Annotated in this window: 30 protein-coding genes; 11 read left to right on the top strand and 19 right to left on the bottom strand. The window is 58.8% G+C overall.

All coding sequences use genetic code 11. From position 1 onward, the window contains the following. Window positions 1-64 precede the first annotated feature (64 nt). The 17 genes from CYD26_RS21605 to CYD26_RS21530 form a co-directional block, all read right to left on the bottom strand. On the bottom strand, window positions 65-592 hold the full coding sequence (locus CYD26_RS21605) for a hypothetical protein (RefSeq protein ID WP_102053615.1): 528 nt from the start codon (window positions 590-592) through the stop codon (window positions 65-67). Beyond that, a complete protein-coding gene (locus tag CYD26_RS21600; protein ID WP_099774412.1) occupies window positions 570-953 on the bottom strand; it encodes a head-tail adaptor protein in 384 nt (127 codons plus the stop codon). The genes CYD26_RS21605 and CYD26_RS21600 overlap by 23 nt, the downstream gene beginning before the upstream one ends. Window positions 954-955: 2 nt before the next feature. Then, window positions 956-1,474, bottom strand: a complete 519-nt coding sequence (locus tag CYD26_RS21595) for a hypothetical protein (RefSeq protein ID WP_178081727.1) — start codon at window positions 1,472-1,474, stop codon at window positions 956-958. Between the two features lie 35 nt (window positions 1,475-1,509). Next, complete coding sequence (locus CYD26_RS21590; protein WP_102053613.1) at window positions 1,510-1,779, bottom strand: hypothetical protein; 270 nt, start codon at window positions 1,777-1,779, stop codon at window positions 1,510-1,512. A 47-nt stretch (window positions 1,780-1,826) separates the two neighbouring features. Beyond that, window positions 1,827-3,149: a phage major capsid protein gene (locus CYD26_RS21585; RefSeq protein WP_102053612.1), complete on the bottom strand. Its 1,323-nt coding sequence runs from the start codon at window positions 3,147-3,149 to the stop codon at window positions 1,827-1,829. Between the two features lie 67 nt (window positions 3,150-3,216). Further along, a complete protein-coding gene (locus CYD26_RS21580; RefSeq protein ID WP_218195294.1) occupies window positions 3,217-4,164 on the bottom strand; it encodes a S49 family peptidase in 948 nt (315 codons plus the stop codon). Further along, window positions 4,161-5,429, bottom strand: coding sequence for a phage portal protein (locus CYD26_RS21575; protein WP_099773768.1), 1,269 nt, complete (start codon window positions 5,427-5,429; stop codon window positions 4,161-4,163). The genes CYD26_RS21580 and CYD26_RS21575 overlap by 4 nt, the downstream gene beginning before the upstream one ends. A gap of 2 nt (window positions 5,430-5,431) precedes the next feature. Further along, window positions 5,432-5,608, bottom strand: coding sequence for a hypothetical protein (locus tag CYD26_RS25270; RefSeq protein WP_177442391.1), 177 nt, complete (start codon window positions 5,606-5,608; stop codon window positions 5,432-5,434). Continuing rightward, window positions 5,605-7,437, bottom strand: coding sequence for a terminase large subunit (locus CYD26_RS21570; RefSeq protein ID WP_102053611.1), 1,833 nt, complete (start codon window positions 7,435-7,437; stop codon window positions 5,605-5,607). The genes CYD26_RS25270 and CYD26_RS21570 overlap by 4 nt, the downstream gene beginning before the upstream one ends. After that, a complete protein-coding gene (locus CYD26_RS21565) occupies window positions 7,400-7,933 on the bottom strand; it encodes a phage terminase small subunit P27 family (protein ID WP_102053610.1) in 534 nt (177 codons plus the stop codon). Before CYD26_RS21565 ends, CYD26_RS21570 begins: the two co-directional genes overlap by 38 nt. Before the next feature lie 164 nt (window positions 7,934-8,097). After that, window positions 8,098-8,466, bottom strand: coding sequence for an HNH endonuclease signature motif containing protein (locus CYD26_RS21560; protein WP_102053609.1), 369 nt, complete (start codon window positions 8,464-8,466; stop codon window positions 8,098-8,100). Beyond that, window positions 8,463-8,795 carry a phage holin family protein gene (locus tag CYD26_RS21555; protein ID WP_099773764.1) on the bottom strand — a complete coding sequence of 111 codons (333 nt, stop codon included), beginning with the start codon at window positions 8,793-8,795 and terminating at the stop codon, window positions 8,463-8,465. Before CYD26_RS21555 ends, CYD26_RS21560 begins: the two co-directional genes overlap by 4 nt. 207 nt (window positions 8,796-9,002) lie before the next feature. After that, window positions 9,003-9,545 (bottom strand): hypothetical protein, encoded by a 543-nt coding sequence (locus tag CYD26_RS21550; protein WP_102053608.1) that lies wholly within the window; start codon window positions 9,543-9,545, stop codon window positions 9,003-9,005. Between the two features lie 331 nt (window positions 9,546-9,876). After that, window positions 9,877-12,642, bottom strand: coding sequence for a bifunctional DNA primase/polymerase (locus CYD26_RS21545; RefSeq protein ID WP_102053607.1), 2,766 nt, complete (start codon window positions 12,640-12,642; stop codon window positions 9,877-9,879). After that, window positions 12,639-12,842, bottom strand: coding sequence for a TraR/DksA C4-type zinc finger protein (locus tag CYD26_RS21540; protein ID WP_102053606.1), 204 nt, complete (start codon window positions 12,840-12,842; stop codon window positions 12,639-12,641). Before CYD26_RS21540 ends, CYD26_RS21545 begins: the two co-directional genes overlap by 4 nt. Continuing rightward, window positions 12,835-13,323, bottom strand: a complete 489-nt coding sequence (locus tag CYD26_RS21535) for a phage regulatory CII family protein (protein WP_102053605.1) — start codon at window positions 13,321-13,323, stop codon at window positions 12,835-12,837. Before CYD26_RS21535 ends, CYD26_RS21540 begins: the two co-directional genes overlap by 8 nt. 214 nt (window positions 13,324-13,537) lie before the next feature. After that, window positions 13,538-13,732, bottom strand: a complete 195-nt coding sequence (locus CYD26_RS21530) for a helix-turn-helix domain-containing protein (protein ID WP_102053604.1) — start codon at window positions 13,730-13,732, stop codon at window positions 13,538-13,540. Window positions 13,733-13,830: 98 nt separating this feature from the next. Between CYD26_RS21530 and CYD26_RS21525 the strand changes: the two genes are divergently transcribed. The 9 genes from CYD26_RS21525 (at window position 13,831) to CYD26_RS21480 (ending at window position 19,673) form a co-directional block, all read left to right on the top strand. Further along, window positions 13,831-14,490 (top strand): LexA family transcriptional regulator, encoded by a 660-nt coding sequence (locus CYD26_RS21525; protein WP_102053603.1) that lies wholly within the window; start codon window positions 13,831-13,833, stop codon window positions 14,488-14,490. A gap of 261 nt (window positions 14,491-14,751) precedes the next feature. Continuing rightward, the gene (locus CYD26_RS21520) at window positions 14,752-15,261 is read left to right on the top strand and encodes a hypothetical protein (RefSeq protein ID WP_102053602.1); all 510 of its coding nucleotides are present in this window, start codon (window positions 14,752-14,754) and stop codon (window positions 15,259-15,261) included. Further along, the gene (locus tag CYD26_RS21515; RefSeq protein WP_102053601.1) at window positions 15,258-15,503 is read left to right on the top strand and encodes a pyocin activator PrtN family protein; all 246 of its coding nucleotides are present in this window, start codon (window positions 15,258-15,260) and stop codon (window positions 15,501-15,503) included. Before CYD26_RS21520 ends, CYD26_RS21515 begins: the two co-directional genes overlap by 4 nt. An 85-nt stretch (window positions 15,504-15,588) precedes the next feature. After that, the gene (locus tag CYD26_RS21510; RefSeq protein WP_102053600.1) at window positions 15,589-16,086 is read left to right on the top strand and encodes a hypothetical protein; all 498 of its coding nucleotides are present in this window, start codon (window positions 15,589-15,591) and stop codon (window positions 16,084-16,086) included. Beyond that, window positions 16,083-17,120 carry a DHHA1 domain-containing protein gene (locus CYD26_RS21505; protein WP_102053599.1) on the top strand — a complete coding sequence of 346 codons (1,038 nt, stop codon included), beginning with the start codon at window positions 16,083-16,085 and terminating at the stop codon, window positions 17,118-17,120. The genes CYD26_RS21510 and CYD26_RS21505 overlap by 4 nt, the downstream gene beginning before the upstream one ends. Window positions 17,121-17,316: 196 nt before the next feature. Next, window positions 17,317-17,505, top strand: coding sequence for a hypothetical protein (locus CYD26_RS25040; protein WP_145991810.1), 189 nt, complete (start codon window positions 17,317-17,319; stop codon window positions 17,503-17,505). Continuing rightward, window positions 17,502-18,050 (top strand): hypothetical protein, encoded by a 549-nt coding sequence (locus CYD26_RS21495; RefSeq protein ID WP_102053597.1) that lies wholly within the window; start codon window positions 17,502-17,504, stop codon window positions 18,048-18,050. The genes CYD26_RS25040 and CYD26_RS21495 overlap by 4 nt, the downstream gene beginning before the upstream one ends. Before the next feature lie 199 nt (window positions 18,051-18,249). Then, window positions 18,250-18,447 carry an excisionase gene (locus CYD26_RS21485; RefSeq protein WP_102053595.1) on the top strand — a complete coding sequence of 66 codons (198 nt, stop codon included), beginning with the start codon at window positions 18,250-18,252 and terminating at the stop codon, window positions 18,445-18,447. After that, complete coding sequence (locus tag CYD26_RS21480; RefSeq protein WP_102053594.1) at window positions 18,414-19,673, top strand: site-specific integrase; 1,260 nt, start codon at window positions 18,414-18,416, stop codon at window positions 19,671-19,673. The genes CYD26_RS21485 and CYD26_RS21480 overlap by 34 nt, the downstream gene beginning before the upstream one ends. Window positions 19,674-19,755: 82 nt before the next feature. Here CYD26_RS21480 and CYD26_RS21475 read toward each other — a convergent pair whose 3' ends face one another. Together CYD26_RS21475 and CYD26_RS21470 are read right to left on the bottom strand one after the other, a co-directional pair. Continuing rightward, window positions 19,756-20,160, bottom strand: a complete 405-nt coding sequence (locus tag CYD26_RS21475; RefSeq protein WP_145991809.1) for a hypothetical protein — start codon at window positions 20,158-20,160, stop codon at window positions 19,756-19,758. Between the two features lie 13 nt (window positions 20,161-20,173). After that, entirely contained in the window at window positions 20,174-20,962 is a 789-nt protein-coding gene (locus CYD26_RS21470; RefSeq protein ID WP_102053592.1) for a hypothetical protein, read from the bottom strand. Window positions 20,963-21,332: 370 nt separating this feature from the next. Here CYD26_RS21470 and mutS point away from each other — a divergent pair, with 370 nt between their 5' ends. Together mutS and fdxA are read left to right on the top strand one after the other, a co-directional pair. Further along, entirely contained in the window at window positions 21,333-23,903 is a 2,571-nt protein-coding gene (gene mutS, locus CYD26_RS21465; RefSeq protein WP_178081728.1) for a DNA mismatch repair protein MutS, read from the top strand. 139 nt (window positions 23,904-24,042) lie between these two features. Further along, window positions 24,043-24,366 carry a ferredoxin FdxA gene (gene fdxA / locus CYD26_RS21460; protein WP_065760817.1) on the top strand — a complete coding sequence of 108 codons (324 nt, stop codon included), beginning with the start codon at window positions 24,043-24,045 and terminating at the stop codon, window positions 24,364-24,366. The last annotated feature ends 540 nt before the right edge of the window (window positions 24,367-24,906 follow it).

Below are 24,906 nucleotides of genomic sequence, written 5' to 3'. Positions count from 1 at the left end.
ATTCGCATGCTTTCCTCTCGGGCACAAAAAAGCCCCATTACGGGGCTTGGGCGGCGCTTGGGCGTCAGTTCAAAAACGCATCGGCAAAGGTCTGCCGCAAGCTGCGCTGGACGTCCGCCTTGGTATCCGCCAAGGCGTCGGTCATGTAGTTGTCTCGTGGCGTGATGCGCCAGCCATTTCCCTTCCGGGCAGCCACCAACGCCTGCCGCTGGCCACTGGCACGGCGATTACTCTTACCGCGCCCCTTGCCCGGAGCTAGCGCCCGAGGCCTGGACCCAAGCCGTACCCCGTAGTGCAGGTATGCGGGGTAGAAATCCTCCCCCATGCTGTCGGTCTTGGTCGGTGCAATTCGCACCAGAAAGCCAGAGCGCGACACCTTGTAGCTGATCGAATCGACCGTCGCGCCGGTTCGACTTTCTGGGTAGCCCGCCTGCCCACCGCCAAGCGCCAGGTTCATCTGCGCCCGGCCAGTGACCAAGGCACCAACCTTGCGCATGCCTGCCCGAACCTTGCGCTTGTTGAAGGCTTCAAAGTCGAACTTTTCAAAGCCTTCGATATGCAGGTAGCCGTCAACGGAAACCGAATTGCTCATCGCTTCCCCCTTCGTTGGCCGGCGGACCATCTGGCCCCAGCTCCTCAACTTCAATCACCGACCACACCATGCGCCCAGCCAGATCGGTTGGCCGGCGGACGCGGAACACCCGATCATGCCAAACGAGCTCATGCGCCGAGTCCAAACCCGGAATGTGACGGCAGTAAAGGCGGTGAGTGATCTTGTTGCCGGTTTGCTGAGCATTGGCATAGGTCGCCGTTCCCAGCGGCTCAACCTTTACCCAGCGGTTGCAAACGTGGGTGAACTCAGGCGCCAGGCCGGCGCCTGCTGGCTTGTCGACACGAACTCGAACAGCCATGCGAGCGCGAAGCTCGCCCGAGGAAGGCTCTCTGATCGCCATGGCTAGAACCTCGGCGGTACGGTGATATCCGCCAACAGGTGGTCAACGAAGCTCGACGGGACTTCAGCCAGGGATTGCCCGACGACCAAAAGCCCCCGGTGGGTGAATACCGTTTCCGCCGCCATCAGCAACCAGCTCAACACACCGGGGTAGGCCTCCAAGTCAACACCAGCCCGGTAACGGATTCGCAGCCGGCCATCGGGTCGGCCTCTTGGAAAGTGCAGGTAGCTCTCCCTCCCTCCTTGGCTAAGTTCCACCTCGCCGGTAAACGGACTTACCTGCCCGGCGTCCCCCAGCACTACCACGGACTCGACGGCAACCACCTGGCCAACATCCAGCGAATGCCCCGACGGATACGCCGCCGGCCAGTCCTCCTCGTAGATCGCTTCACGGATTGCCGCTCCCGTCTTCGATTCGCCTTGGCTCGTCACCCCAGGGATGATGATCTGGTTGATCAGCTCGGGCTGAAGGTCTTCCGGTTCAGCCCGACACTGATACGCGACCTGCTCCAACGTCAGCACGGGCGCCCCCGTGTAGGCAATGCGGCGCGCCATGATCAGGGCTTGTCTTCGTCGTCTTCCGGATCGACTGTGTCCGGATCTTCATTCGGTGGCGGCTCCGTCGATGGGCCGGACTGCGCTGGCACTTTCGCAGCCGGGGCCGGCTTGCCCTTACCGCTACCGGACTTGCCAGCTTTCTTGCCTTCGTAAAACTCAGCACGGCCGCCATCGATCAGCGACTGCGCTACATCTTCCTCGAAACCCGCTACCTCGCCCTTGCCGTAGCCACGCCAGGCGCCGGTGAACATAACAATTGCCTTTGCCATAAACACTCCATCCAGTTGAGCGGCCCCGGCTCATCCGGGGCCAGGGATTACATGCCAGCGCCCCATTTCACAGCGACCGCGACCACGATGCTCTCGACATGGCGCGGGCCGAAGTCGTGCTTCGCGATCACACGAAGCAAGGTCTGGTCACGCTGGAAGGCGCTGACCAGTTCGCCTTGGGCGTCCTTGTAGGAAGCCTCGTTGCTGAAGCTGAGGGTCAGGTCCATGTCTTCACCGATCATGCAGTCAGCGAAGTTGACGAAGTAGATCTCGGTTTCGTTGCCGTCAGCACCCAGGTTCACTGGGATCTGGTTGCTCAGGCCGACTGGGTAGCCCTTGAGCATGCCAGCATCGATCTCCGGGTAGGCCTTGTTGCCGTTGCCGTCTCGCAACGACTGCAACCAACGCAACACACGCGGCGCCATCAACCAGCCGCACGACTTCATCATCACGTTCGCCGTTTCCAGGCGCAGCATCATCCCGCCCAGGAACAGATCGATCTTCTCCAGGGTCAAGCCATCCACCACGGGCGCAGGCAGGATGTTGAACGGCAGCGCCCAATGACGCATACCCTTGGGCAACGAACCGGAACCGTCAGCACGGATGAAGTGCAGATCCTCCGACAGCCCCATGCTGACAGTCAGATCGTTCAGCACCAGCCCATCGACGCGAGGGTTAACCCCGCTCATGGCCAGCAGATCGTTGGAGATCGGCACGATGGCCGCTGCTTTCTTCGCCGACAGCTTGGTGTCAGCGAACGTCATGCCGGTGATCGGGATATCGGTATCGCTACCGATGTACGTCACCACAGTGTTGCCGGTGATGCGTGGCTGAGTCAGGTTGCCGTTGTTCAGCGGCAAGCTGGTCACACCCATCTTGCGGACAATGGACACAGGCCGAAGCGACTCAATCACGTCGATCGCGAAGTTCTGCGGCACCAGAACACCACCAGCGCCTGGGGTAACGGCGCTCAGCGCCATGTGAACATCAGCAGGGAATCCGCCGTCTTTGGCCATCTGAGCAGCAGTCTGCTGATTGCCCTGCGCAGCGGCCAACAAGCGCGCCATCTGCGCCATGCCGGTACCGGGCTTGGCCTTTTCGCCGAACGGGCCGGAAATGCTGCTTTGAGGTGGGCTAGTAGCGCCTTGGGCCGACTCGTTGACCGGCACCGCGCTCGCAGCCGCCAGCCGCTCAGCCGACTCTGCACGACTGATCTTGGCGGTCAGATCGTTGATCTGCGATTCCAGGCTGGTGAACTGCTGCAACTGCTCGGCGCTCAAGCTTCCACCACCTGCCTCGATCTGGGCCAGCGCTTGCACCTGGGCAACCAGACCGGCGCGTTCGTTACGCATTTGAAGTACAAGGGACATGCTGCCTCCTGGGCATAAAAAAACCCGCATTAAGCGGGTCTGGATTCAGTTGATACGGTTGATTCGGTCAGGCGAGCGATTGCATCGCCAACGCTGCTGCACGCACGCTGATGCGGCTTGATTGGCGGGTTGCGCGGTTCTGCGCAACAGCACGCGACAATTCATCAACGGTGTGCTGAGGGTTCTGCATGCGGTCAGCCAACCCTGCATTGATTGCGTTCTGACCGCGATACAGCGCGGCCTCGGTAGCGATCACCTTGGCGACCGGCAGGCCGCGATACTCAGCGACAGCATTCACAAACATCTGGTAGCTCTCCTGCACCAGCTCGTCGAGAAAGGCCAGTGACTGCTGTGTAATAGGCTCATGCGGAGACAGGTCGTTCTTGTGCGCCCCAGCAAACACTGTGGTCACCTTGACGCCCATCCCCTCTTCCATCTTCGAGCGATCCATGTGGCTGGCAATAACACCAATGGAACCGACTCCACTGGTGCGACTGACCACCAGCTCACTGCAGGCCGATCCGATCAGGTAGCCGCCGCTGTAGGCCATGAAGTTGACCAGGCCGGTGATAGGCTTTTGCGCGGTCATCGCCCGGATATCGTCGGCCAGTTCGAAGGCGCCTACGGCCGAGCCACCGGGGCTGTCGATATCCAGCACGATATGCTCGACCATCGGGTCACCCACAGCACGCTGCAGTTGGGAGCGCAGCGTTTCATAGCTGGTCATCGTCTCGCAGGCATTGAGGTGACTTCCACGGCTGACCAACACACCGCTGACCGGAATAACCTCAATGCCACTCTGGGCAATGGCATTACGCCGTTGTTCGTCTGCGAATGCCACACGGTCGATGGGATCGTCATCCTTCCACAGCTGCGCTGCGCCGGTGCCAAGATTGACGATGTTCAGGCTCATGGTCTGGTTGGCCCAGCGCACACCCAGGTCGAGCATATCGGGCGTAACCAACAGGGGTTGATTGAACAGCAGGCTGGACGCCCGCAGGTAAGATTTACTCATTGGGCAAGAATCCTCCCGATCTCGGCGTGCTGCATTTCCAACTGGGCACGCACGGTGGGGTTGCTCAGGTCGGGCTGTTTACCAGCGTCGACCATGTTTAGGGGCTGCAGGTAGATCTCGCCGCCTTGCACCGGCGGCATGTTCTCCAGGCGCCGAATGTCGTTGACACTCAACCAGCCCCACTGCCGACCAATGGCGTAGGCCTCATAGCGGCTTTTCTGGTCGCCGCGCAGCAGGCCGGACAAGTTGAACTCGATGAAGTAATCCCGCCGATCCTTCGGCAGTAGGAAATCGCGCATCATTGCCTGCTCATGACGCTTCACCCACGGCAACAGGGCGAACACCACGAACTGAATCATCAGTTGCTCAAGGGTGTTGTAATTGGACTTATCCAGGTCGTTAACCATGGGCAGCGGGATCTTGTAGATCCGCGCAATGTCCAGCCCGGTCAGCTTCATGATGCCGACGATCTCGGCGTCGACGTTGGTCATCGACACTGGCTTGAAGGTCATCCCTTCCTGCAGCAGGGCGACCTTCTTGGCATTGTCCATGCCACCGAACTTCTGGCCCCACTGGTCAACGATCTTGTCGATGATTCCCTGATCCTTGATCGCGGGAGCCTCGCGGGGCCGCTCGATCACGCCGGACACCGCCACGCCGTTGGCGAAACTCTTGCCCGTGTATTGGCGAACAGCCTGGGCCAAGCCAATCGCGTCAGCGTGCAACTCGATGGGCGACATGCCGATGTAGGGATTGGTTCCGAACCAACGGACGTGGTGAACCATACGCATCGGCAGCGCCTCGCCACTGCCGATCCGGTAATACGGCAACAGGTCAGCGCCCTTGAGCACCTGCACCTGATCGTTCTTGAGCGACCACAGCGCGGTGACGTTGCCGTCCTCACGCCGGTCGATGAAGCTGTAGGCGTTGCCCCGCAGGCTGGCCGCCCCCTGATGCCGCTCCAGATACTCGCACGGAGTCTGGAAAGGGTTCGGCTGATAGCGCAGCACGTCGTACAGAGGATGGTTGATAGCCGATTCCCGTTGCCCTTTTTCCTTACGCTGGTAAAGCTCCAGCGGTAACTGGGCCACCGTCTCAGCCAGCAAGGTCAAGCAGTTCTGCAGGATCGGCAGGGCCAGCGCAGTATCCGGGGTTACCGTCACACCTGCAGAGCTGCGACCTCGACCGATCAAGCCACGCCAGAAACTGCTTTCCGGGTTTGTCAGTGTGCCCGCGCCCGAGGCGCGCAAGCCTGAAAAGAACATGCTCAGCCCCCTCCCCCAGCCACCTGGCGCGCCGCTGCCTGATCAGCCAGCCTTGCCCAGGCCAACAGCCCGACTCCGGCGACGATAAATGCAGCTGGCTGGTACAGCATCCAGATGCCCCCAACCAGCAGAGCAAACCCCAGCAGGCCCGCCAGCCAAGACAAAATTTGCAACCTCATATACCTACCCCTTCGTCATAAACCGACGTGCCTGATGCTTCGGAAATATCACTGCTGATGCCAACCGCCATCACGGCAGCAACGATGCCGTCGATGCGGCCTGTGGCTTTGGATTTGTCGACCTTCCGGTTGTTGGCCGGATCGAACACGATCACCGCGTTGCCCGCGTTCCAAGTCATCACCGGGTTGTCATCGTGCAGGAGGGTCTCGACCACCTCAGTGGATGAGTCGACTTCAGACACAACCTCATAGTCCTCCGGTTCCAGCTCAATCACCGCCGACGGCTCTGCTTTGCGGCCCAACAGGCGCCGCTCGAACTCATCGACGGCCGGCCCCATATCCTTGAAGCCTTGGCCGAAAGGCTTGAGCTCGGGCAACGTGATGCCGTTGTCGTTCATCAATGACAGCAAGTCCTCGATCCGCCACCGGTCGTAAGCGATCCGCCGCACGTCGAAGTAATCGCAGATAGTTTGCAGGCGCCGCAGCACATGCAGCTTGCTGATAGCCCTCCCCGGTGTGGTCTCCAGATGGCGCTCCTTGACCCATTGCAGATACGGCACGCGGTCGCGCTTCTCCCGGCCAGACAGATCGTCGTCGGGGATCCAGAAATACGACAGCGAGCGCCAGTGCGGATCATGTGGCATCGGGCTGAACATCAGCACGAATGCGGTCAGGTCCGTTGTACTGGAAAGGTCCAACCCGCCAACGCATGGCCGGTTGCGCAGGACGCGCATCGGCACCCGCTCAGCAGCACCGCGCCAGATCTCCCAAGACAGCCAAGGCGATGTCGCCTGGGTCCATTCGCAGAAGTTCAAGCGCCTGACAACGGCCTCTTTCGCTGGGAGTCCCTTCGCTTCGGCCACCTGCTCCCGCAGGTATTTGCGGCCTGGGATGCCATCGGTCTGGCCCTCAAGAATGAAGTCCAGCGAGGGGTTCACCTTCGGCCAGCACGACTCGTCCTTGAACGGGTCATCACCCTTATCCAGCGAGCAGATGAAAGCAAAGAACGCATCGTTGTCCTCTTTGCCCTCGCAGATTCGCACGCCCAGGTCGTGATACTGACCGCACACCGAGCCCTTGTCGGAGCCGCTGTTGGTGATCATCACAATCAACGCGCGGCGCCGGAACTTGGTACCGGCCCGCATCATGTTCACCGCGCTGGCCGTCTTGTGCTCATGCAGTTCATCGATCAGCGCGATGTGAGGCCGAGGGCCGGACTTGCCTTCGTCGGAGCTGATCGGGCGGAAAAAACTATGGGTGCCGGGATAGAACAGGTTCCAGACCTTCTCATCGCGACCCGATTGCACCAGGCGCGCCGAGAGGTGTGGCGCCATGTTCACCATGCTGACCGCATCGCGGAACAGGATCTGCGCCTGATCTTTTTTCGTTGCGGCAGCGTAGATCTCAGCCCGTTGCTCACCGTCAGCGACCAGCCCATACAACCCGATCCCACCGACCAGGGGCGACTTGCCCGAGCCCTTGGCTGTCTCGATATACGCCTGGCGAAACCGACGATAGCCATCATCGGTGTACCAGCCGAACAGGCTACCGATAATGAATGCCTGCCAAGGGGCAAGGCGGAATGGCAGGCCCTCGAAGTCACCGCCGTTCAGACACAGCACGTCCTCAAAAAAGCCGATGGCGCGCAGCGCCGCTTCAGCATTCCAGATCAGCCCGCGCTCATGTCCTTTTTCCAGATCCAGCAAATGACGCCGTGCAGCGTTGCGAACGTCTGGGCCAGCGATGATCGAGCCAGCCAGCACACAGTCAGCGAAGCGCTTTACCCGGCAGTCAGTTGAAATACTTTGCGGCAGCGTCTCGTCCTTCATTGGGGAACAAATCTCCTTGTGCCGCCGGTGCGGCTCTCATATTCCGGCGCGCCAAAGGAGACAACCCGAACTGAGCGCCGGCGGCGTTGGCACGCTTCTCGGCGTCGTTGGCCAACTGCCGCAGTACGTGGGTCTGCTGCGCGCCGGTCTTGAAGGTCTGAACTTCGCCGCCCAGGCCATCTGCCGACTGGGTGTTGCGCTCAGCGATCAAGCGTTGGAAGCGCAACCAGTCGCCATAAGCCTGGCAGTATGTGGCGAGCGCCATCTGGTCGAGACGCGACACCCAACCCAGTGCCAGCAGCGCCTCAGTGATCCGGGTCCACTCGGCTGCTGCGTCACCGTCAAGGAAATCAGGCATAGGCGGCACAGCAGCCGGCACTACCGGATCTTTGATTTCGTTCAACAGATCAGCCGACGAACGCTTACTGCGGTTGCCGCTGAGCAGATGCACCGACGCGGGCAGACTAGGCCGCCCGGAGTTACCGTTTCCAGCCATGGGAAACCTCCAATTCTGATACCCCCCCTCCCTCATTTTTCCCGGTTTTGCACGCAGAGGGGGGCATGCGGTCACGGAACAAAGGGGGAAAATGTCTTTTACCCCCCCTACCCCTGCCAGCCTGCCCGGCTGGGCCGTGGCGCCCACCGGCCTGCTCGCAGCAATCAGCGCCGGTGCCAGTGGTGATTCGGGTCGAGCGGAATGCCTGTTGCCGTGCAACCCGCCACACGGCCACTTCGTTCGAGCCGTTGCTTGGCCGAGTCATGGCAGAGCTTGCACAGCGGCTGCCAGTTGCCCTGATCCCAGAACAACTTCCACGCAGCCTTGATCCGCTCAGGGTCGCCCGACTCCTTGGCGTCTTTCAGACGGGGCGGGATCTTGTGGTCAACAACCGATGCCGCAACAGGGCGTTGACCGGTAGAGCACATCGAGCAGAACGGGTTAAGTGCCAGGAACGCATCCCGAGATTGCCGCCAGCGGTGGCCATAACCACGGGATGCGCTGCTGCCACGACGGTCATTGAGCTTACTCATTGCTGGTCGGGCACATCACAGACACCCAGGCGCTTTGCCGCCCACCGCTCATACAAGCCAATCGCAACGTCTGCACCTGCCATTGCAGTGAGGCAACCGAACGCCGCCGACGCCCAGACCGAAACGCCCATGGAATAAAGCAGCATGTTGGTCGACAACCCGCACACGATGCAGGCACCTGACCGAAGCACAATGCGCCGCGCCAACCCCCAACCACGAGCGCCTGCCTTATCCGCCCTCCACATCTCGCCAGACACGCCGCCCACCAAGGACAGAACGATTACCAGCCACAGCGGCATTTCGATTAACGCTTGTTGCTCATTGGTCATGAGAGCCTCATAGGTCGAATGCACGGCGCCGGAAAAAGAAAACCCCGCCAGATGGCAGGGTTCTCAATGCGCCGACGACTCGGAGCGGGCTTGCACAGCACAGTGCTTTGGGGAGCGCCTAAGCGCAATTTGCATATCGTGGCAACGTTTTACCCCCGACCGGAAAAACCGAAAAGAGGCAGTTTTCGGTACTCCGCAATATGGCTGCTAAGGCGCATCAATGTTGCACGCAAGTCGCATAGTGACCCGACGAACGGTCTGCAAGCGAACCCGCCCCGCTCGCGCCCCCAAGATGGCCAGCACCTGTAGGTGCATGGCCTTGACCCAATTTCGGTAGGTCCGGTCTGCACCCTCAGCCAGCCCCACCTCGCGCATCTGTTCCCGTACCGTGGCACCGTGGAGGTAGCGGAGTTGGGCAAGCTTGGCCAAAGTCGCACCGCGCTTGTCGCGGCGCTCCAGCTCGGCGACCGCCGCGTCGACTTCTGCTGCTGGATGGTCGAGTCCTGCACCGCTGACCAGGATGCGAGCACCCGATTCTCCACCGCGTGGTGCTGCGCCCTTCCATTCCATGATGCTGCCCATCTGACTGCCAAGGCTGGCTTCCAACCCAAGCTGCGCACGCTGCTCGCCCCAATGCCGCATCAAGTCACTTACTAGGCGCAGGCGCTCGGGCTGGTCCAGCATCGCTGCCAGCTCATCCCACTGGCGCAGCAGGAGTCCCAGGCGCTGCAGGCTCTTTTTCTGATCCATAGTCATCACAATCCCCCCGAAATCAGCACCCAACACACATTTAGCCAACCCAACACATACCCAACACACTTAAAACCTAATGAAATCAATTGATTACCAGTATCTGTGTTGAGTGTGTTGGGTGTGTTGGGTATTTCAGAGTTCGCATGGGGCTTTATTCCTACACTGATGTCGCAGTTATAAAAAATGCGCATGCGCGTGCGCGTACACAAACCCAACACACCCAACACAGATGCCCGCAACACCACGGATTCCGGGGCCTGAAACTGTGTTGACCTGCCACAATCAACCCAACACCAGCCCAACACACCCAACACACGCATAGATATAGTCATGCCGCGAGCACCCTTTTCACGTGTTCCCAGCCATCAACGTTCCACCCAGCCAGCTTCGCCCTGGCACGCCACTCAACGACGTTCTTCCCCAGCTCGGCCGCATTCAAGGATGGGGGCAGGGAAGGATCACCATCACTAGGGAAGAAGAACGCCGCGAAACGTCGCGTGCTTCCATCCGTCCAGGGAATAGCCCGCGTCTTCTCCACCTTCGCGCTCAACATCAACGAGAACTTGGTGTGGCTCATAGAGTTCTCCCTATTGTGGGAACACCACTCAAGGAACATGGCGTAAACGTCGGAGGTCAGCGCGCAGCCCCATAGGCCGTTCCCGAGCTCTCCGGCACGCCAGAGGTAGAAGAAGGTCTGCCAAGCGGTTCGGCTCAGTTCGACCAGCCGTTGCCGGGCCTCGGTCTTCGGTGGCCGCGTGCGCTGGTTGAACTCGCCCAGGTCGACGGCCAACAGCCATCCGTACAAAGCCGCGACCCCACCACTGGCAAGCTCTCTGCTGATTGCTTTCTGGCGTTCTGGCGGCAGCGTCTCTAGAGGCCACATCACCAACATCCGCCGGTCATCTTCACTGATAGGCCAGGGCATGATCTCGTTGCTGAGGAACGCAGAGTTCATGTGGTTAGCTTCCTCCCAACCATTGATGAACTTCGACTCCATGCGCACCGTCTTACCGGTGATCATGTGCTTGATCTTGCCCACTTGGTTGTAGCGCTGGTCGCGACTCACAACCTCTTCGAATACGGCCCACAGCTTGCCGCTCTGCCAGGCGTTGAAGTTACCTTCCAACTGCGTCTGCCCAACTGTGGCGCCATACCGGCCATACAGCTCCCCCATGATGTCCGCAAACAGCAGGCTCTTGCCCGAGCCTTCCATCGTCGAGTGGAACAGGATTGCGGTGTCCATCTTGGCGCCCATGTGCTGCAGTGGGTAAGCAAGCCACTTGACCAGCCAATCCAGCGCCTCGGCGTCATCGTTACACAGGAACGAGATCAGCCACCGGAGGTTCTCGCAGGCCGCATCATCGCGAACAGGCTCAAGCGGCAGCCCCTCGAACGTGTTGATGTAGATGGCAGGGTCTTTGGTCATCGTGGGGTCAAACACGATGTGGTCAACATCGACAACTCGCCGGTTAGGGCTGTTCAGCCATAGCTGGTAGGCATCACCCAGAGCCATCTTGACGCTACCCTCGGGCAGCCGACGCTTCTTCTCGCGATCCCAAGCCTCCTTGGTGCCATCGATGTATACGTAACGATCGAGCGGCGCGAGGTTGAGCGCCCCGCCCTTCTTGCTGGCCATCCGCCGCGCCTGCTCAAGTTCCTTGACCTGCTCCGAGGAGACCAACTTCTTATCGGTCCTCTCCATCCACTGTTTCGCAAGGGACTTACCGACTAACGCTTCAAAGCCTGAGCGCTTCATCGACTGCCCTTTGTCCATGTCCCATACGTTTGTCGTGCCTTCGACCAAAGCGAAACGGCGCATCGCGCTTTTCAGAACAAGTCCATCACCCCCCGCACCCCCGGTGTCTGAGGAGCAGGCCGAACTGGGCTCGTCGTCATCCAATGGGGCGCGGGGAAGCTGATACGCATCCTCTTCAAGCGCTTGTGCTTGGCCGGCCTGCTCGCCACCAGATGGGGTCGGGGGAAGATCGCCCAAAGCCGGTGGAGCTGGCGGTCGTGACTTCGCATCGATACCGAGGATCTTGGCTGCCGCCCTGATCGCAGCCCGCTGATCACCGTCATGCATTAGGATGCAGAACACATCGAACGCATCGTTCTTGTGGCCGTTTGCCAGCGGATCAGAGGTGTGATGCGAGTACAGCTTGCCATCGATGATGGTCACGCCGGGCTCGCCACTACTGCTCTGCGGGCACAGCCACTTACCATCCATGCGCTTATAGCCATGCGCCTCGATAAGCGTGGCAATGTCATGGCAGCGGTTGAACTCCGGAATAACCTCAGGCAGCGCCTTACCAGATATCGACACAGCTGGCCGTGGCAGCGGCTGGACCTGTCTAGCGGACGCAGCTGGCTTTGGGCGCCATGGACATACAGCCTCAGCAGCGGCTTTGAACTTATCCCAACCCTGCCAGATGCCCAGCAACACCTCAGGCAGATCAGCCAAGCCTTCAGGCTTGGGCGGGTTCCGCCAGATGTAAGGCTTACCGGTTTGTGGGTGAATCGATGGCGGCAAGACATCCTGCACCAGGCCACCGCGTAACTCGAAAACCGTTACTTTCTTGAACGGCACTGCGGCAAGGCGAAAGGCTGCCTCAGAAGCCGCGTCACCGGAATCTATAGCAGCCTTGACCTGCGCCATGAGCCCCTTATAGATCGACCCATCAGGGTCATTCGGGCTGGGCCACACCAACGCATGCCGGGTCAGCTCAACGCCATCCGGTACCCGGAACAGAACGCGAAAACGCGCCGGGTTGCCTACAGTCGTAGGGTAGGCCTCCGCGAGCGCGTCGAGATCCAGCCCGAGCGTCTGCTGCAGCGCGAGACGGGACATCGCCACATCATCCACGTCGAGCGAGCACACGCGACCTGGACCGAGAACGGCACCGATGTTGTGGTTAGGGTTCGCCTGCCAGAATGCCTCGGCATCGGCTGCATTGGTGAAATAGCCACCAGGCTTGTTCCAACCGTCACCCTTCGGTGCCTTCTCGCCCGGCGCGATTGGCACTAGGGCAAGACCGAAGGTTTCGATGTAACGACGCGCCCAATCAGCTGTGGTCGGAGTTGAGCGCTCGCTCATCTGCGGCGCTCCCGAAGCTCCTGGCAGCTGACGCAGGTTTCACAGCCTGCAACCGACTGCTGGCGGGCCAATGGGATCGGCTCGCCGCAATCATCGCAGAACTGCAAGCTGGGCTTGGCGGAAGTGCGCGCACAGCGCTGGAGCGACACTTGCAGGAAGTACTCGGCCTGATCATTGGCAAGATCGATAGCGTCAGCCATGAGCGGCATCCTCCATGGCCCGACGGGCACCCGCCATGACGGCCAGTACCTGCCTGATGACATCCACCCCCCGCTGCTCCAGGTCCAGAACTTCTGCCACTGTCCAGATGTTGTCAGCGGCACCGTCATGCAAGCTGCCAACGAATTTGCCGGACTCCTCGAGGAGCTTGGCTACCGCCTGCAGCGCCTCGTTAGTGGCCGGTACCAGCTCAGGGCGATACCACACAGCCCCCGCCGGACGAACCAAGGCGTCGAGCAGCCGCGGATCGGCGGTCCACTGAACGATCTCTTCCAACTCATCAGGGGTCGGCCAGCGGCGTTCTTCATTGTGGTGAAGCTTCTTTTGGAGCGTATCCACCTCAAGCCCCATGTCGAAGGCAAGCTTGGTGATACCACCACGATAGTCACGACCTGCGCGATAAAGCGCTTGCCGCAGGGTGAGCACCGGGCCAGCGCCCGGCAAAAGATCAATGCGACTCATAACCGTAAAACCTCGATTTACGGTGTAGTCAAAGGAACAGGTAAGACCTATCCTACGACCACGACCTGTGTGCTGTGCCTTGCGTGCTGTGCGGGCATGGCATGCGGTAATAGTCAGCCGGCTTACCTTGAGAGAGAGCACCGGATGACGGGAGTGATGGTGTTTTGCACTTTCATAGCTGGGCCGGGAGGTGAGAGTCCTGGCTCAGCGTTCTTTAGTCCTGCTGACCCTGACCCGGTTTTATTTGCTCCTTATAGAAGAGCTCAATCGCCTTACCTGCCTCATAGCGGATCGCCGCTCCCTTCGTTGCTCGATAAATGGTTGGCTGGGTAACCCCCACTCGCTCTGCAATAGCGCGCTGAGAGAAACCCTGCTCGATCAATTTTTGAAGCATCTCTTGAATGGACATAGCGCTTACCTATTCGTTAGCGAATAGGTTGATATTACCCAAACGAATAGGGCGAAGCAATACACTTGCGATACGCAAACAAATCAGAGCAATGAGCAGTGATAGGAAACCGCATAGCAAAGCGCATGCATGAACTGGGGCTGTCGGGGGGTGAGCTCGCCAGGAGATCCGGCGTGCCGCAACCTACCATTCACAGAATCTTGACAGGCACATCCGTCAGTCCACGCCACGAGAATGTTGAAAAGATTGCCAGGGTACTTGGAGTCTCTGCTGAGTGGCTCTGGAAGGGCGAAGGCAACCCTCCGATCACAGCTAGCCCCCACTCAAACGTTGAACTAGGACCAAAGGTTCGTGGATTTGTACCATTGATTTCTTGGGTACAGGCTGGGGCATGGTGCGAAATGCAGGAGCCTCTTGAGCTTCAGGATGTCGAGTCCTGGCTGCCTTGTGCGGTTTCACACAGCAGCGCCACTTTCGCCCTTCGAGTGCGCGGCCTTTCAATGTTTAATCCGCACGAACGCCGCTCATTCAGAGAGGGCGACATTATCTTTGTCGACCCCGCAAAAGATTTCGAGAACGGCTCGCTAGTAATTGCAAAGCTCGCAGACAGCAAGGAAGCAACATTTAAACAGCTTGTCATAGAAGGTGATCGTCACTTCCTAAAGCCGCTGAATCCATCTTGGCCAGACCCCATCATTGAGCTGCCGGATGACGCCCTGATCTGCGGCGTGGTCGTATCGAAGGTCGAGATATTCTGACGTATTAAGCTATACGCCATCATTACGAAAAGGTATTGACCCAACATATTCGTTTAAGTATTGTCTGAGCCGTAACCCTCTCTCTCACTGAGGTTCAGACATGCCAAAAGCACAGCACCCCTCCCCGTGCAAGGTCTACTTGCACCCAATGACCTGTAGCCGCCCCTCATCACTGGCGGAGTTTCAGCGCCGCACAGGCTTGAGAATCGTCGCCACCGCCAACGGTAACGCACAAGCCGTTCCCGCCCGCGGAGGTGCCGCATGAGCGAGTACAGCATCCCGCTTCACCGAGTCATGTTGCTCCAGCACACCCTGGAGCATGGCGGCACCGTCACCTGCAAACTGCATCGCCCAGAAGCGTCAGTGGAGGCTCAGGTCAACGTCGAGAACGACGACACCACCCACCATATCAAGGTGACGCTTGGCCCACTCGCCAGTTCGCTCACCCTGCCCCGCGACCCGGCGACCAAATACCAGCAACTGCGGGACTTCCTGCAGGATCTGGCCAATGGCCGAGCTGACACTGCCGCTCAGGCGGAAGAGGCAATCGCCCTGATGGAAGCCCAAGAGTGCGTAGATGAGGTGATCCAGAAGGGCCAGATCGCTTACGTCATCACCACCGTTAACCCTGAGCGCCCCCTTGGAGTAGTTGTGACCAACGACCTGGGCGAAGTCTGCGCGGCAGCCACTGGCCGCAGCAAGGAACACCTCGCCGAAGTCGTCCGCGCCAAACTCCGGCCCTCCCTAGAGAGGCTCGGGGAGTGTGCATGACCACGCTTGAACAACTACGCAGCCAATGGAGCACGCCCTGCCCCACGCTGACCGCTATTCGGGAGCACTACTTCCCCCACATCGGGACGGACCGGCGCTTCAAGGAGCTGATCCAGAAGGGGCAGATCAAGTTGACGCTAAAGAAACTGCACAACTCGGCGAAGGCTCAGCACGTGATCTACCTCAACGACCTTGCCGAGTATCTCGACAACCAAGCAGTAAAAGCCAAGCAGTCCGCTTGATCCAGACGGCCCCGGTCTTCAGGGGCAATTCGCTCGCCGTCGATCTCTCACTTACCTCGACGGCGGGCACTCAGGAGCACAGCACATGCAACAACATTACATCCTCGCACTGGCCACCCTGTGGCTCTTCACGCTGGCGATCCTGCCGTTCCTGTTCAGCGTCGCCCGACGCCGCGCTTTCGAGAATGGCCTGATAGCTGGAAAGACCTCAGGGCAAGCAGTGAACAATCACCACATCAAAACGCTAGAAAAAGCCCTGGCCGACAAAGTCACCGAGCTTGAGGACGCGAAGAAGAATTTCACCCAGGCCATGAACGCACGCCGCGATGTGATCGCCGAGCTGGAAGCTCGGATCATGTCTTATACCGGGCTGGCCGTGACCAGAGCCGATTACAACCTCTTGACCAATGCAGCCGAAACACTGGATCTAGCCGAGAAGACTTGGAAGGTCGCCCCAGGCACCCAGCCATGGCGCTACCGGGCCACCCAACAACTGCAGGATATTCAGGCTCTCGCCATGCGCGTCCACGCCCAACTGCGCAACACGCCTGCCAGCGCCGCCAGTGTAGTGGAAGCAGCATGAAGACCCTCTGCATCTATCACGGTAACTGTGCCGACGGCTTCGGCGCCGCCTGGGCCGTGCGCCGCAGCCTTGGCGCGGAGAATGTCGAGTTCCTCGCTGGACACTACGGCATGTCCTCCCCGGACGTAACAGGCCGCATAGTGATCATCGTCGATTTCTCCTTCCCCCTGGAAACACTCAAGTCGATGGCCCTGGAAGCCCGCGCTGTATTGGTACTCGACCACCACAAAACAGCTGCCGAAGCACTGGCTGACCTGGAGCCTGCTCCACTCCACTACTATGCCTGGGCGGACAACCTGCCAAAGCTTAGCGCCGTGTTCGACATGAACCGCAGCGGTGCCGGACTCACCTGGGACTTCTTCTTCCCCTACAACCAGCGCCCAGCGCTGATCAACCACATCGAGGACCGCGACCTCTGGCGCTTCAAGCTGGAAGGCACACGCGAGATTCAGGCCAACCTGTTCAGCTACCCCTACGACTTCGAGGTTTGGGATGGGCTGATGAAGCAGCCGATCCGCGCTGCCATCTCCGCCGGGACAGCCATCGAGCGCAAACACCACAAGGACGTTGTCGAGTTGGTAGCCAGCAGCAAGCGCCGAATGCTCATCGCTGGCCACGACGTACCAGTGGCGAACCTGCCCTATATCCACTCCAGTGACGCCGGCCACCTGATGGCACAGGGGGAGAAGTTCGCTGCCTGCTACCAGGACAGCACCGATCATCGCTACTTCTCCCTCCGCAGCAGCGACGAAGGGATGGACGTAGGCGAGATCGCCAAGCAGTACGGCGGCGGCGGACATCGCAATGCGGCCGGTTTCAAGGTGCCGCTCGACCATGAACTAGCGGACGCAAGGAATCAACCTGCCGGCAGCGCTCACGCTTGGCTCGGCCAGGCCGGGCTGTACGCGACTCGCTTGGAAGCCGTGAGCAATGGCGAGCAACTACTACGCCCCGTCTCTCAAGAAGAACTGCTGCAGCACGCCAGACACTCGCTGTTCCCGAGCCGCGAGGGCAATGGAGGGGTTACACCATGATCAACCCGGTACGCACTTGGCAACTGATCAGCATGCTGTTGGCTGTTGCACTTGCCGCCGCCCTCATGGCCCTGCATCAGCACGTGACAACCGGCCAGCGCGCAACTGGCACGTTACCGACTGTTAATAGCCTCAGCGATGCACCGACTCTTGTGCTGAGCCCTACAGCCCGCCGCCCCCATGAGAGGTATTCGCTGTGAACACCACGACGACCTATCAACCGGCAGTCCGGACAGCAAAGGGAATGCAGCCGCTGATCCGACCAGCCATGTCCATCATCTGCGACGTGTGCGGCAAAGCACGGACTCGCAAGGGCGGCCACGACAAATGCTCCAAGATCCGCCAGGCGGCGGGCTTCATCATCAAGCAGGAGACCAAGGCATGAGCGTCGATATCCTAAAGCTGAAGGCGCTCGCCACAGCGGCGAAACGCGATCAGTACGACTACGTAGCACTCAACGACTACGGCATGGCGATGCCGCCAGCAGTGACTTTGGAGTTGATCGCAGAAATCGAGCGCCACCGCCAGGTAAACGCCGAGGGCTGCAAGCCCGAGATCAGCATCATGCCCGTCGGCATGTCCTGCGCCGCAGCTGCGACCGGACACAACCTGGACGAAGCGGAGGGCGGTACGCCCGACAACAACATCCTACCGGTAGTGGCGGTCGAGGGCGACCAACTGGTGATCCGCATTACCACCGAGTGCTTGCTCCATGCCGTCACATGCTCCTCGCAGTGGCCAACCAACGAAGCCGGCTCGCCGATCAGCGTCATCAACGGGCCGCTGATGGTAAAGGAAATCATCCACGAGCTGCAGCGCGAGAACGAACAGGGCACAAACTCGATGCACCGCATGCTTGACGAGGCCGCCCTAGCCGCTTTGGACAATGGTAGTGAAGCAGTGAGTTATGACGACGAGGCGCACCCATGACCAACCAGCAAACCACTCGCACTCGTCCGCCCATGGCCTCGCACAGCCTCGACTTGCCTGCCATCTGCGATGTTTGCGGTAAGGGCAGGTCGACCCGACGACACACAAAATGCAGCCAGATCCGCCAACAGCGCGAGAGCGAAAAATGGGCCGCCTACATGGCCAACGTGAACGCGAAACGAGCATTGGGGAGACGCGCATGAGCCTTCCGCGCTGGGTAATGATCAAACGAGCAGCCGAACTCACCGGGTACAGCGAGGATGCCATCAGGCACAAGGTCAAGGACGGCACCTGGGCACAGGGCCGGGTCTGGCGCAAAGCCCCCGATGGACGCATTGCAATCAACATGACGGAGTACGACAAGTGGGCCGAGAGCGCACCGCAGGAAGCGGCTTAGAGATCGAGCTGGCAAAGCACAAGGGCATCGAGATACACGGCGGCAATTTACGCGTCGTGTTTATGTGGCGCCGCATTCGTTGCCGGGAGTCCTTGGGGCTCCCTATCACCAAAGCCAACATTAAGCATGCCGCCCTACTCAGGGCGGCGATTCTTCATGAAATCAAAATAGGGACGTTCGACTATGGCCGGCACTTCCCAAACTCCAAGCACGCTAACAACTACAGCACAGCAAAGGATGAACGCCTATCCGCACTCGTGGCCAGATACAAGCCACTGAAAGCTGTGGATATCACGCCGATGACAGAAGAGAAGTACGGCTATGCACTGGACATCTGCGTGGACCTGATCGGCGCAGACCGCCTCGCCGGAGTACTGCTACCTGAGGACATCCAACTGCTGCGAACAAAGCTGATCGCTGACCGCGCACCGTCAACGAGCAACCACTACCTCGCAACTTTCGCCGGGTTCCTCGCCTGGTGCGAGAGCAACCGCTACTGCGAAGCAGGCCTAGCCGCTGCCTGCACTCGCTTCGCTATGAGCGACAAAGATCCAGATCCGCTGACCCAGGACGAGTTTGAACAGCTGATCAGTAAGGGGTGCCTACACCCACAGGATGCTGCAGCAGTCACCCTAGCCGTTTACACCGGGATTCGACCAGGGGAAATGTGCGCGCTAGCGGCAGAAGATGTCGACCTTGCCACAGGGCAGATCCATATCTCCCGCGCAATCACCGCCGACAAAACCTTCAAAGTACCCAAGACAGGCAAACCACGCTCAGTCTTGCTGATGCCCCCTGCACTGGAGGCATGCCGTACCCTGTTGGGGCTGGTGGCTGACCACCCGAAACAGCAGATCAAGGTCTACCATAACCGGCATGAGAGCCGAGACGAGCTGGTCACACCCCTACTATCACCAAAAACCCAGGCCAGGAAGAAGCTCATCAACCACTGGTTTGTGTCCACAGCATGGAACACCAAATGGGCCTCGATCCAGCGCCGAGCTGGAATCCGACCGCGCCGCCCATACCAAACGCGGCACACCTATGCGTGCTGGTGCCTGACAGCGCGGGGCAACCTTGCATTTATTGCCAAGCAGATGGGGCACAAGGACTTCACGATGCTCGTGGAGGTGTACGCCAAGTGGATGGATGACGAGTCCCCCATGGAGCTACAACATATTTGGAAAGGCATACAGGCTAGAGCCTACAAAGGAATTAAGCCATAAAATGAAAAAGCCCGGCGACAGCCGGGCTTTATGTGACACGCATCGTTAATAAACTTTAAATCTGAGGACTGTTAACAATTGCTTAAGCAGCTGCAGCAGAGAGTAACGACTGAAAATCTTTCAGTCTCAGATCGCACCGCAACAAGTGCTCTTTGGCTTTTGTGAACGTAACAGATTCGTCAAGATGATAGTCAGCAGTGACACGATTGTCGTGCAGCTGCTTCAAAGAGTACCCGAGACGACGCAAAGTCCGGCGAAGCTCCATGTCAGCGTTAAAACTTTTTTCAAAGTATTCAGAAAGCTTACGATGGGTAGGGCCTTTGCAATCGCTAACCGGTGGAACAGCCACTGAGTCAGCATATTCGAGAGCGAGGTGATAAACGCTGTAGTACGAGCGTGACATACCATTGCGCAGCGAGAATTCTGGAGATCCATCGATGACTTCAGCAGCTGCGTAATCGTAAAAATCCTTGTAATTAATGCTCATGCTTCTCCATCCCTTAAGCAGCAGCTGCAGCGCGATCGGCATCAGTGAGCTCAGTAGCGCTGATAACCAGGCGATCCCAAGCTTCAATATCCACGGCATCCGCTAAAGCATCAGCTATGGCTTCATTGAAACTAACAAGATAGTCAACCGAAGGCTCTTTAAGGAGAACCCTAATAGTAGTATGAGAAACACCCTCAAAATTACTAAGAGTGAACTTTATAGCCTCTAAAGTGCGATACGCCTCAAGCTTGACTATAACCTGCTCAAGCAACTGCATCCCCAAATGAAAATCACGCAGGGAAACACTTGATTTTTCCAGGCAAGATTTAAGCTCTTTTATGTAGAGCACTGAAAACACACTATCGAGCGACCTGGTAGGATTGCACTTAGCAAATCTTTCCAAAACCTTATGGTATTGACTCAGATCACCACTATAAAACATAGCCTGAGAAACTTCAGAAAGGATTTCTTCCGTTGGAGAAATCTCGAACGCCTTAATCATGAAAGGTACCGCTTCGCCGGTATACCCCAACCGACGAAGAGAATGCGCATAATTTAGTAAAACAATTTCATCATTAGCCATTCTTAACGAACGTTCATGATTCTCACGGCACTCTTTCTCATTGCCAAGTACAGAGTGCAGCATGCCAAGAAGCATGTAGTACTCAACTGGGCTCACGGTCCTGAGCTTCTCGATTTCTCGCTTGAGACGCTGCACCACCATCTCATTCGGCCGGGCGCTTTCCGCGAGCAAGGCAAGCTGAGTAGTGATTTCGGAACCTGTGGTGAGTTGGACCGGCATATTTCCTCCGAAAGCTGATCGTCCTGATCGGCGAGGGAACACAGACACCCGCACATAAAATGGAGTGTAAACGAAAAATTGCAAAGGGGGTGCACATAAGCTGCTTAGGGGGCTGCAGCAGAAATTATCAAGAGAGGCATAGCGCTGCATTAAGCCAGCGGTCAAGCCAAAGGTCAATTTCCTTAACGCTTCTGGACAGAACCGCTCGTCGCGTCGACTACCTTAAACGGGCTCACCGTGCTTGATCCAAGCATGGTAACCTTCCCTCCCTTTATCAGCGTTCAGCGAAAAGCTTTTAGCTGCGCAGCAATGCCCCAAATTTGCCCCAGCCGTATATTTTCAATCCGCTAAGTAACTGATGAATAACGCAATTTCAGATCTCTCCGCACACACTCCGATGATGCAGCAATACTGGAAGCTGAAGAACCAGCACCCAGATCAGCTGATGTTCTACCGCATGGGCGACTTCTACGAAATCTTCTACGAAGATGCGAAGAAAGCCGCAAAACTCCTGGACATTACCCTGACTGCCCGCGGGCAGTCAGCGGGCCAGTCGATCCCCATGTGCGGTATCCCCTTCCATGCAGCAGAAGGCTACCTGGCCAAGCTGGTGAAACTGGGCGAGTCGGTGGTGATCTGCGAGCAGATCGGCGATCCGGCAACCAGCAAAGGGCCGGTCGAGCGTCAGGTCGTACGCATTATCACCCCAGGCACGGTCAGCGATGAGGCGTTACTTGATGAACGCCGTGACAACCTGATCGCTGCCGTACTGGGCGATGAGCGCCTCTTTGGTCTTGCAGTACTGGACATCACCAGCGGCAACTTCACCGTTCAGGAGCTCAAGGGCTGGGAGAACCTGCTGGCCGAGCTGGAACGAATCAACCCGGTGGAACTGCTGATCCCGGATGATTGGCCACAGGGCTTGCCCGCCGAGAAGCGTCGTGGCGCCAGACGCCGCGCGCCTTGGGACTTCGACCGTGACTCAGCCCGCAAGAGCCTGTGCCAGCAGTTCGCAACCCAAGACCTAAAAGGTTTTGGCTGCGAGAAGCTGACCCTGGCCATCGGTGCTGCCGGTTGCCTGCTCGGCTACGCCAAGGAAACCCAGCGTACCGCCCTGCCCCATCTGCGCAGCCTCAAGCACGAACGGCTTGACGATACTGTCGTACTCGACGGTGCCAGCCGCCGCAACCTTGAGCTGGACGTCAACCTTGCAGGCGGGCGCGACAATACCCTGCAATCGGTCATCGACCGCTGCCAGACCGCCATGGGCAGCCGTTTGCTGACCCGTTGGCTGAACCGCCCCCTGCGCGACCTGAAGGTGCTGCTGGCACGCCAGAGCTCCATTCGCTGCCTGCTTGATGGCTACCGTTTTGAAAAGCTGCAGCCACAGCTGAAGGAAATCGGCGACATCGAACGGATCCTGGCCCGGATTGGCCTGCGTAATGCCCGCCCTCGCGACCTGGCTCGCCTGCGCGATGCACTGGGTGCATTGCCTGAGCTGCAAAACGCAATGGCCGAGCTGGAGGCACCGCACCTGGCGCGCCTGGCGGCTATCGCCGGCACCTACCCGGAACTGGCTGACCTGCTGCAAAAAGCGATCATCGACAATCCGCCTGCGGTGATCCGCGACGGCGGCGTCCTCAAGACGGGCTATGACAGCGAGCTGGACGAGCTGCTGTCGATGAGCGAAAACGCCGGCCAGTTCCTGATTGACCTGGAGGCTCGCGAGAAAGCTCGTACCGGCCTGGCCAACCTCAAGGTCGGCTACAACCGTGTCCACGGCTACTTTATCGAACTGCCCAGCAAGCAGGCTGAACAGGCACCTGCCGACTACATCCGTCGCCAGACCCTCAAAGGTGCCGAGCGCTTTATCACGCCTGAGCTGAAAACCTTCGAAGACAAGGCGCTGTCGGCTAAAAGCCGCGCATTGGCGCGGGAGAAAATGCTCTATGAAGCGCTGCTGGAAAACCTGATCAGCCATCTGCCGCCCTTGCAGGACACTGCCGCGGCACTGGCAGAGCTGGACGTCCTGAGCAACCTGGCAGAGCGCGCGCTGAACCTCGATCTGAACTGCCCAACGTTCGTCGACGAGCCGTGCATGCGGATCAGCCAGGGGCGCCACCCGGTGGTCGAGCAGGTACTGACCACCCCGTTCGTGGCCAACGACCTGGCACTCGATGACAACACCCGCATGCTGGTGATAACCGGTCCGAACATGGGCGGTAAATCCACCTACATGCGCCAGACCGCATTGATCGTGCTCATGGCACACATCGGCAGCTTCGTACCGGCGGCCAGTTGCGAGCTGTCGCTGGTTGACCGCATCTTCACCCGGATCGGCTCCAGCGATGACCTGGCCGGCGGCCGCTCGACCTTCATGGTCGAGATGAGCGAAACCGCCAACATCCTGCATAACGCTACCGAACGCAGCCTGGTGCTGATGGATGAAGTGGGGCGCGGCACCAGTACCTTTGACGGCCTGTCGCTGGCCTGGGCCGCAGCCGAGCGCTTGGCGCAACTGCGCGCCTATACGCTGTTCGCCACGCACTACTTCGAGTTGACCGTACTACCCGAGAGCGAACCGCTGGTAGCCAACGTGCACCTCAATGCCACCGAACACAACGAACGTATCGTGTTCCTGCATCATGTACTGCCTGGCCCGGCCAGCCAGAGCTACGGCCTCGCGGTTGCCCAACTGGCCGGCGTACCTGGCCCGGTTATTCAGCGTGCCCGCGAACACCTGAGCCGCCTGGAAACCGCGAGCCTGCCGCATGACGCAGCGCCTCTAGCCGACAGAGGCGCGCCAGCGGTGCCGCACCAGAGTGATCTGTTCGCCAGCCTGCCGCACCCGGTGCTGGAGGAAATCAGCAAAACCGATATTGATAACCTGACACCTCGTCAGGCGCTCGAAATGCTCTATACACTAAAGACTCTGATCTAACGCACCGTCCCACAAGCTGATAGAATCCCGCGCGGTTTGGCGACACTGCAGATTACTAGCCTGGTCTGCAGCCATCTACCAAACCCCGCGGCCCTGTCTGGAAGGGCTGTGCTGCCGTCGCCTGAGGAGAAAATTAGAAATGACCTTCGTCGTCACCGACAACTGCATCAAGTGCAAGTACACCGACTGCGTAGAAGTCTGTCCGGTGGACTGCTTCTACGAAGGCCCGAACTTCCTGGTCATTCACCCGGATGAGTGCATCGACTGTGCGCTGTGCGAGCCTGAATGCCCGGCACAAGCCATTTTCTCTGAGGACGAAGTGCCTGAGGATATGCAGGAGTTCATCCAGCTGAACGTTGAGCTGGCTGAGATCTGGCCAAACATCACCGAGAAGAAAGATGCACTGCCCGATGCCGAGGAATTCGACGGTGTCAAAGGCAAGATCAAGGATCTGGAGCGCTAAACGCTCTCGTTCTACGCAAAAGGCCCCTACAGGGGCCTTTTCTTTTTTGCGGACAAAAAAAAGGGGCGGTTTGACCCGCCCACATTTTTTCCGTAGTCCCTTTATTCCCTTTCATCATCCTGATGAATCGCATCCTGCGATGTCCTTGACCCTCATCCTTGAAGGCCTGTGTCCAAATCCGTGGACACAGGGCAGATAGTAATCGCTGGAGCGCCTGGAGCAACTGGCAAAACCTCTCAAAAAAAGACCTGAGGGTTACCCAAGCAAAAATAAAAATCCTTATTTATCAAACAGATAAACAAATACCGACTGTGAAAGCGGCAACGATTTACTCGCGCCTACAGCTTTGGCTTACGCACACTGTAAGTGATCACTTACAACAGCATGCACAGTAACAACACACGGGTAGTCTTTGGCTCATACCAACATGTTTCAGCGCCGGGCGACCCGGCGCTAGCTCAACACAATCGAGTAGGAGGCGAGTTCACACCCGCCGTCCTCTCACACCACCGTGCGTACGGTTCCGTACACGGCGGTTCA

It is taken from the genome of Pseudomonas sp. FFUP_PS_473 (genome assembly GCF_002858665.1).
In the GTDB taxonomy this organism is placed as follows: domain Bacteria; phylum Pseudomonadota; class Gammaproteobacteria; order Pseudomonadales; family Pseudomonadaceae; genus Aquipseudomonas; species Aquipseudomonas defluvii.
The sequence above is the reverse complement of the archived record's forward strand: the minus strand, read 5'-3'. Positions and strand labels throughout refer to the sequence as shown.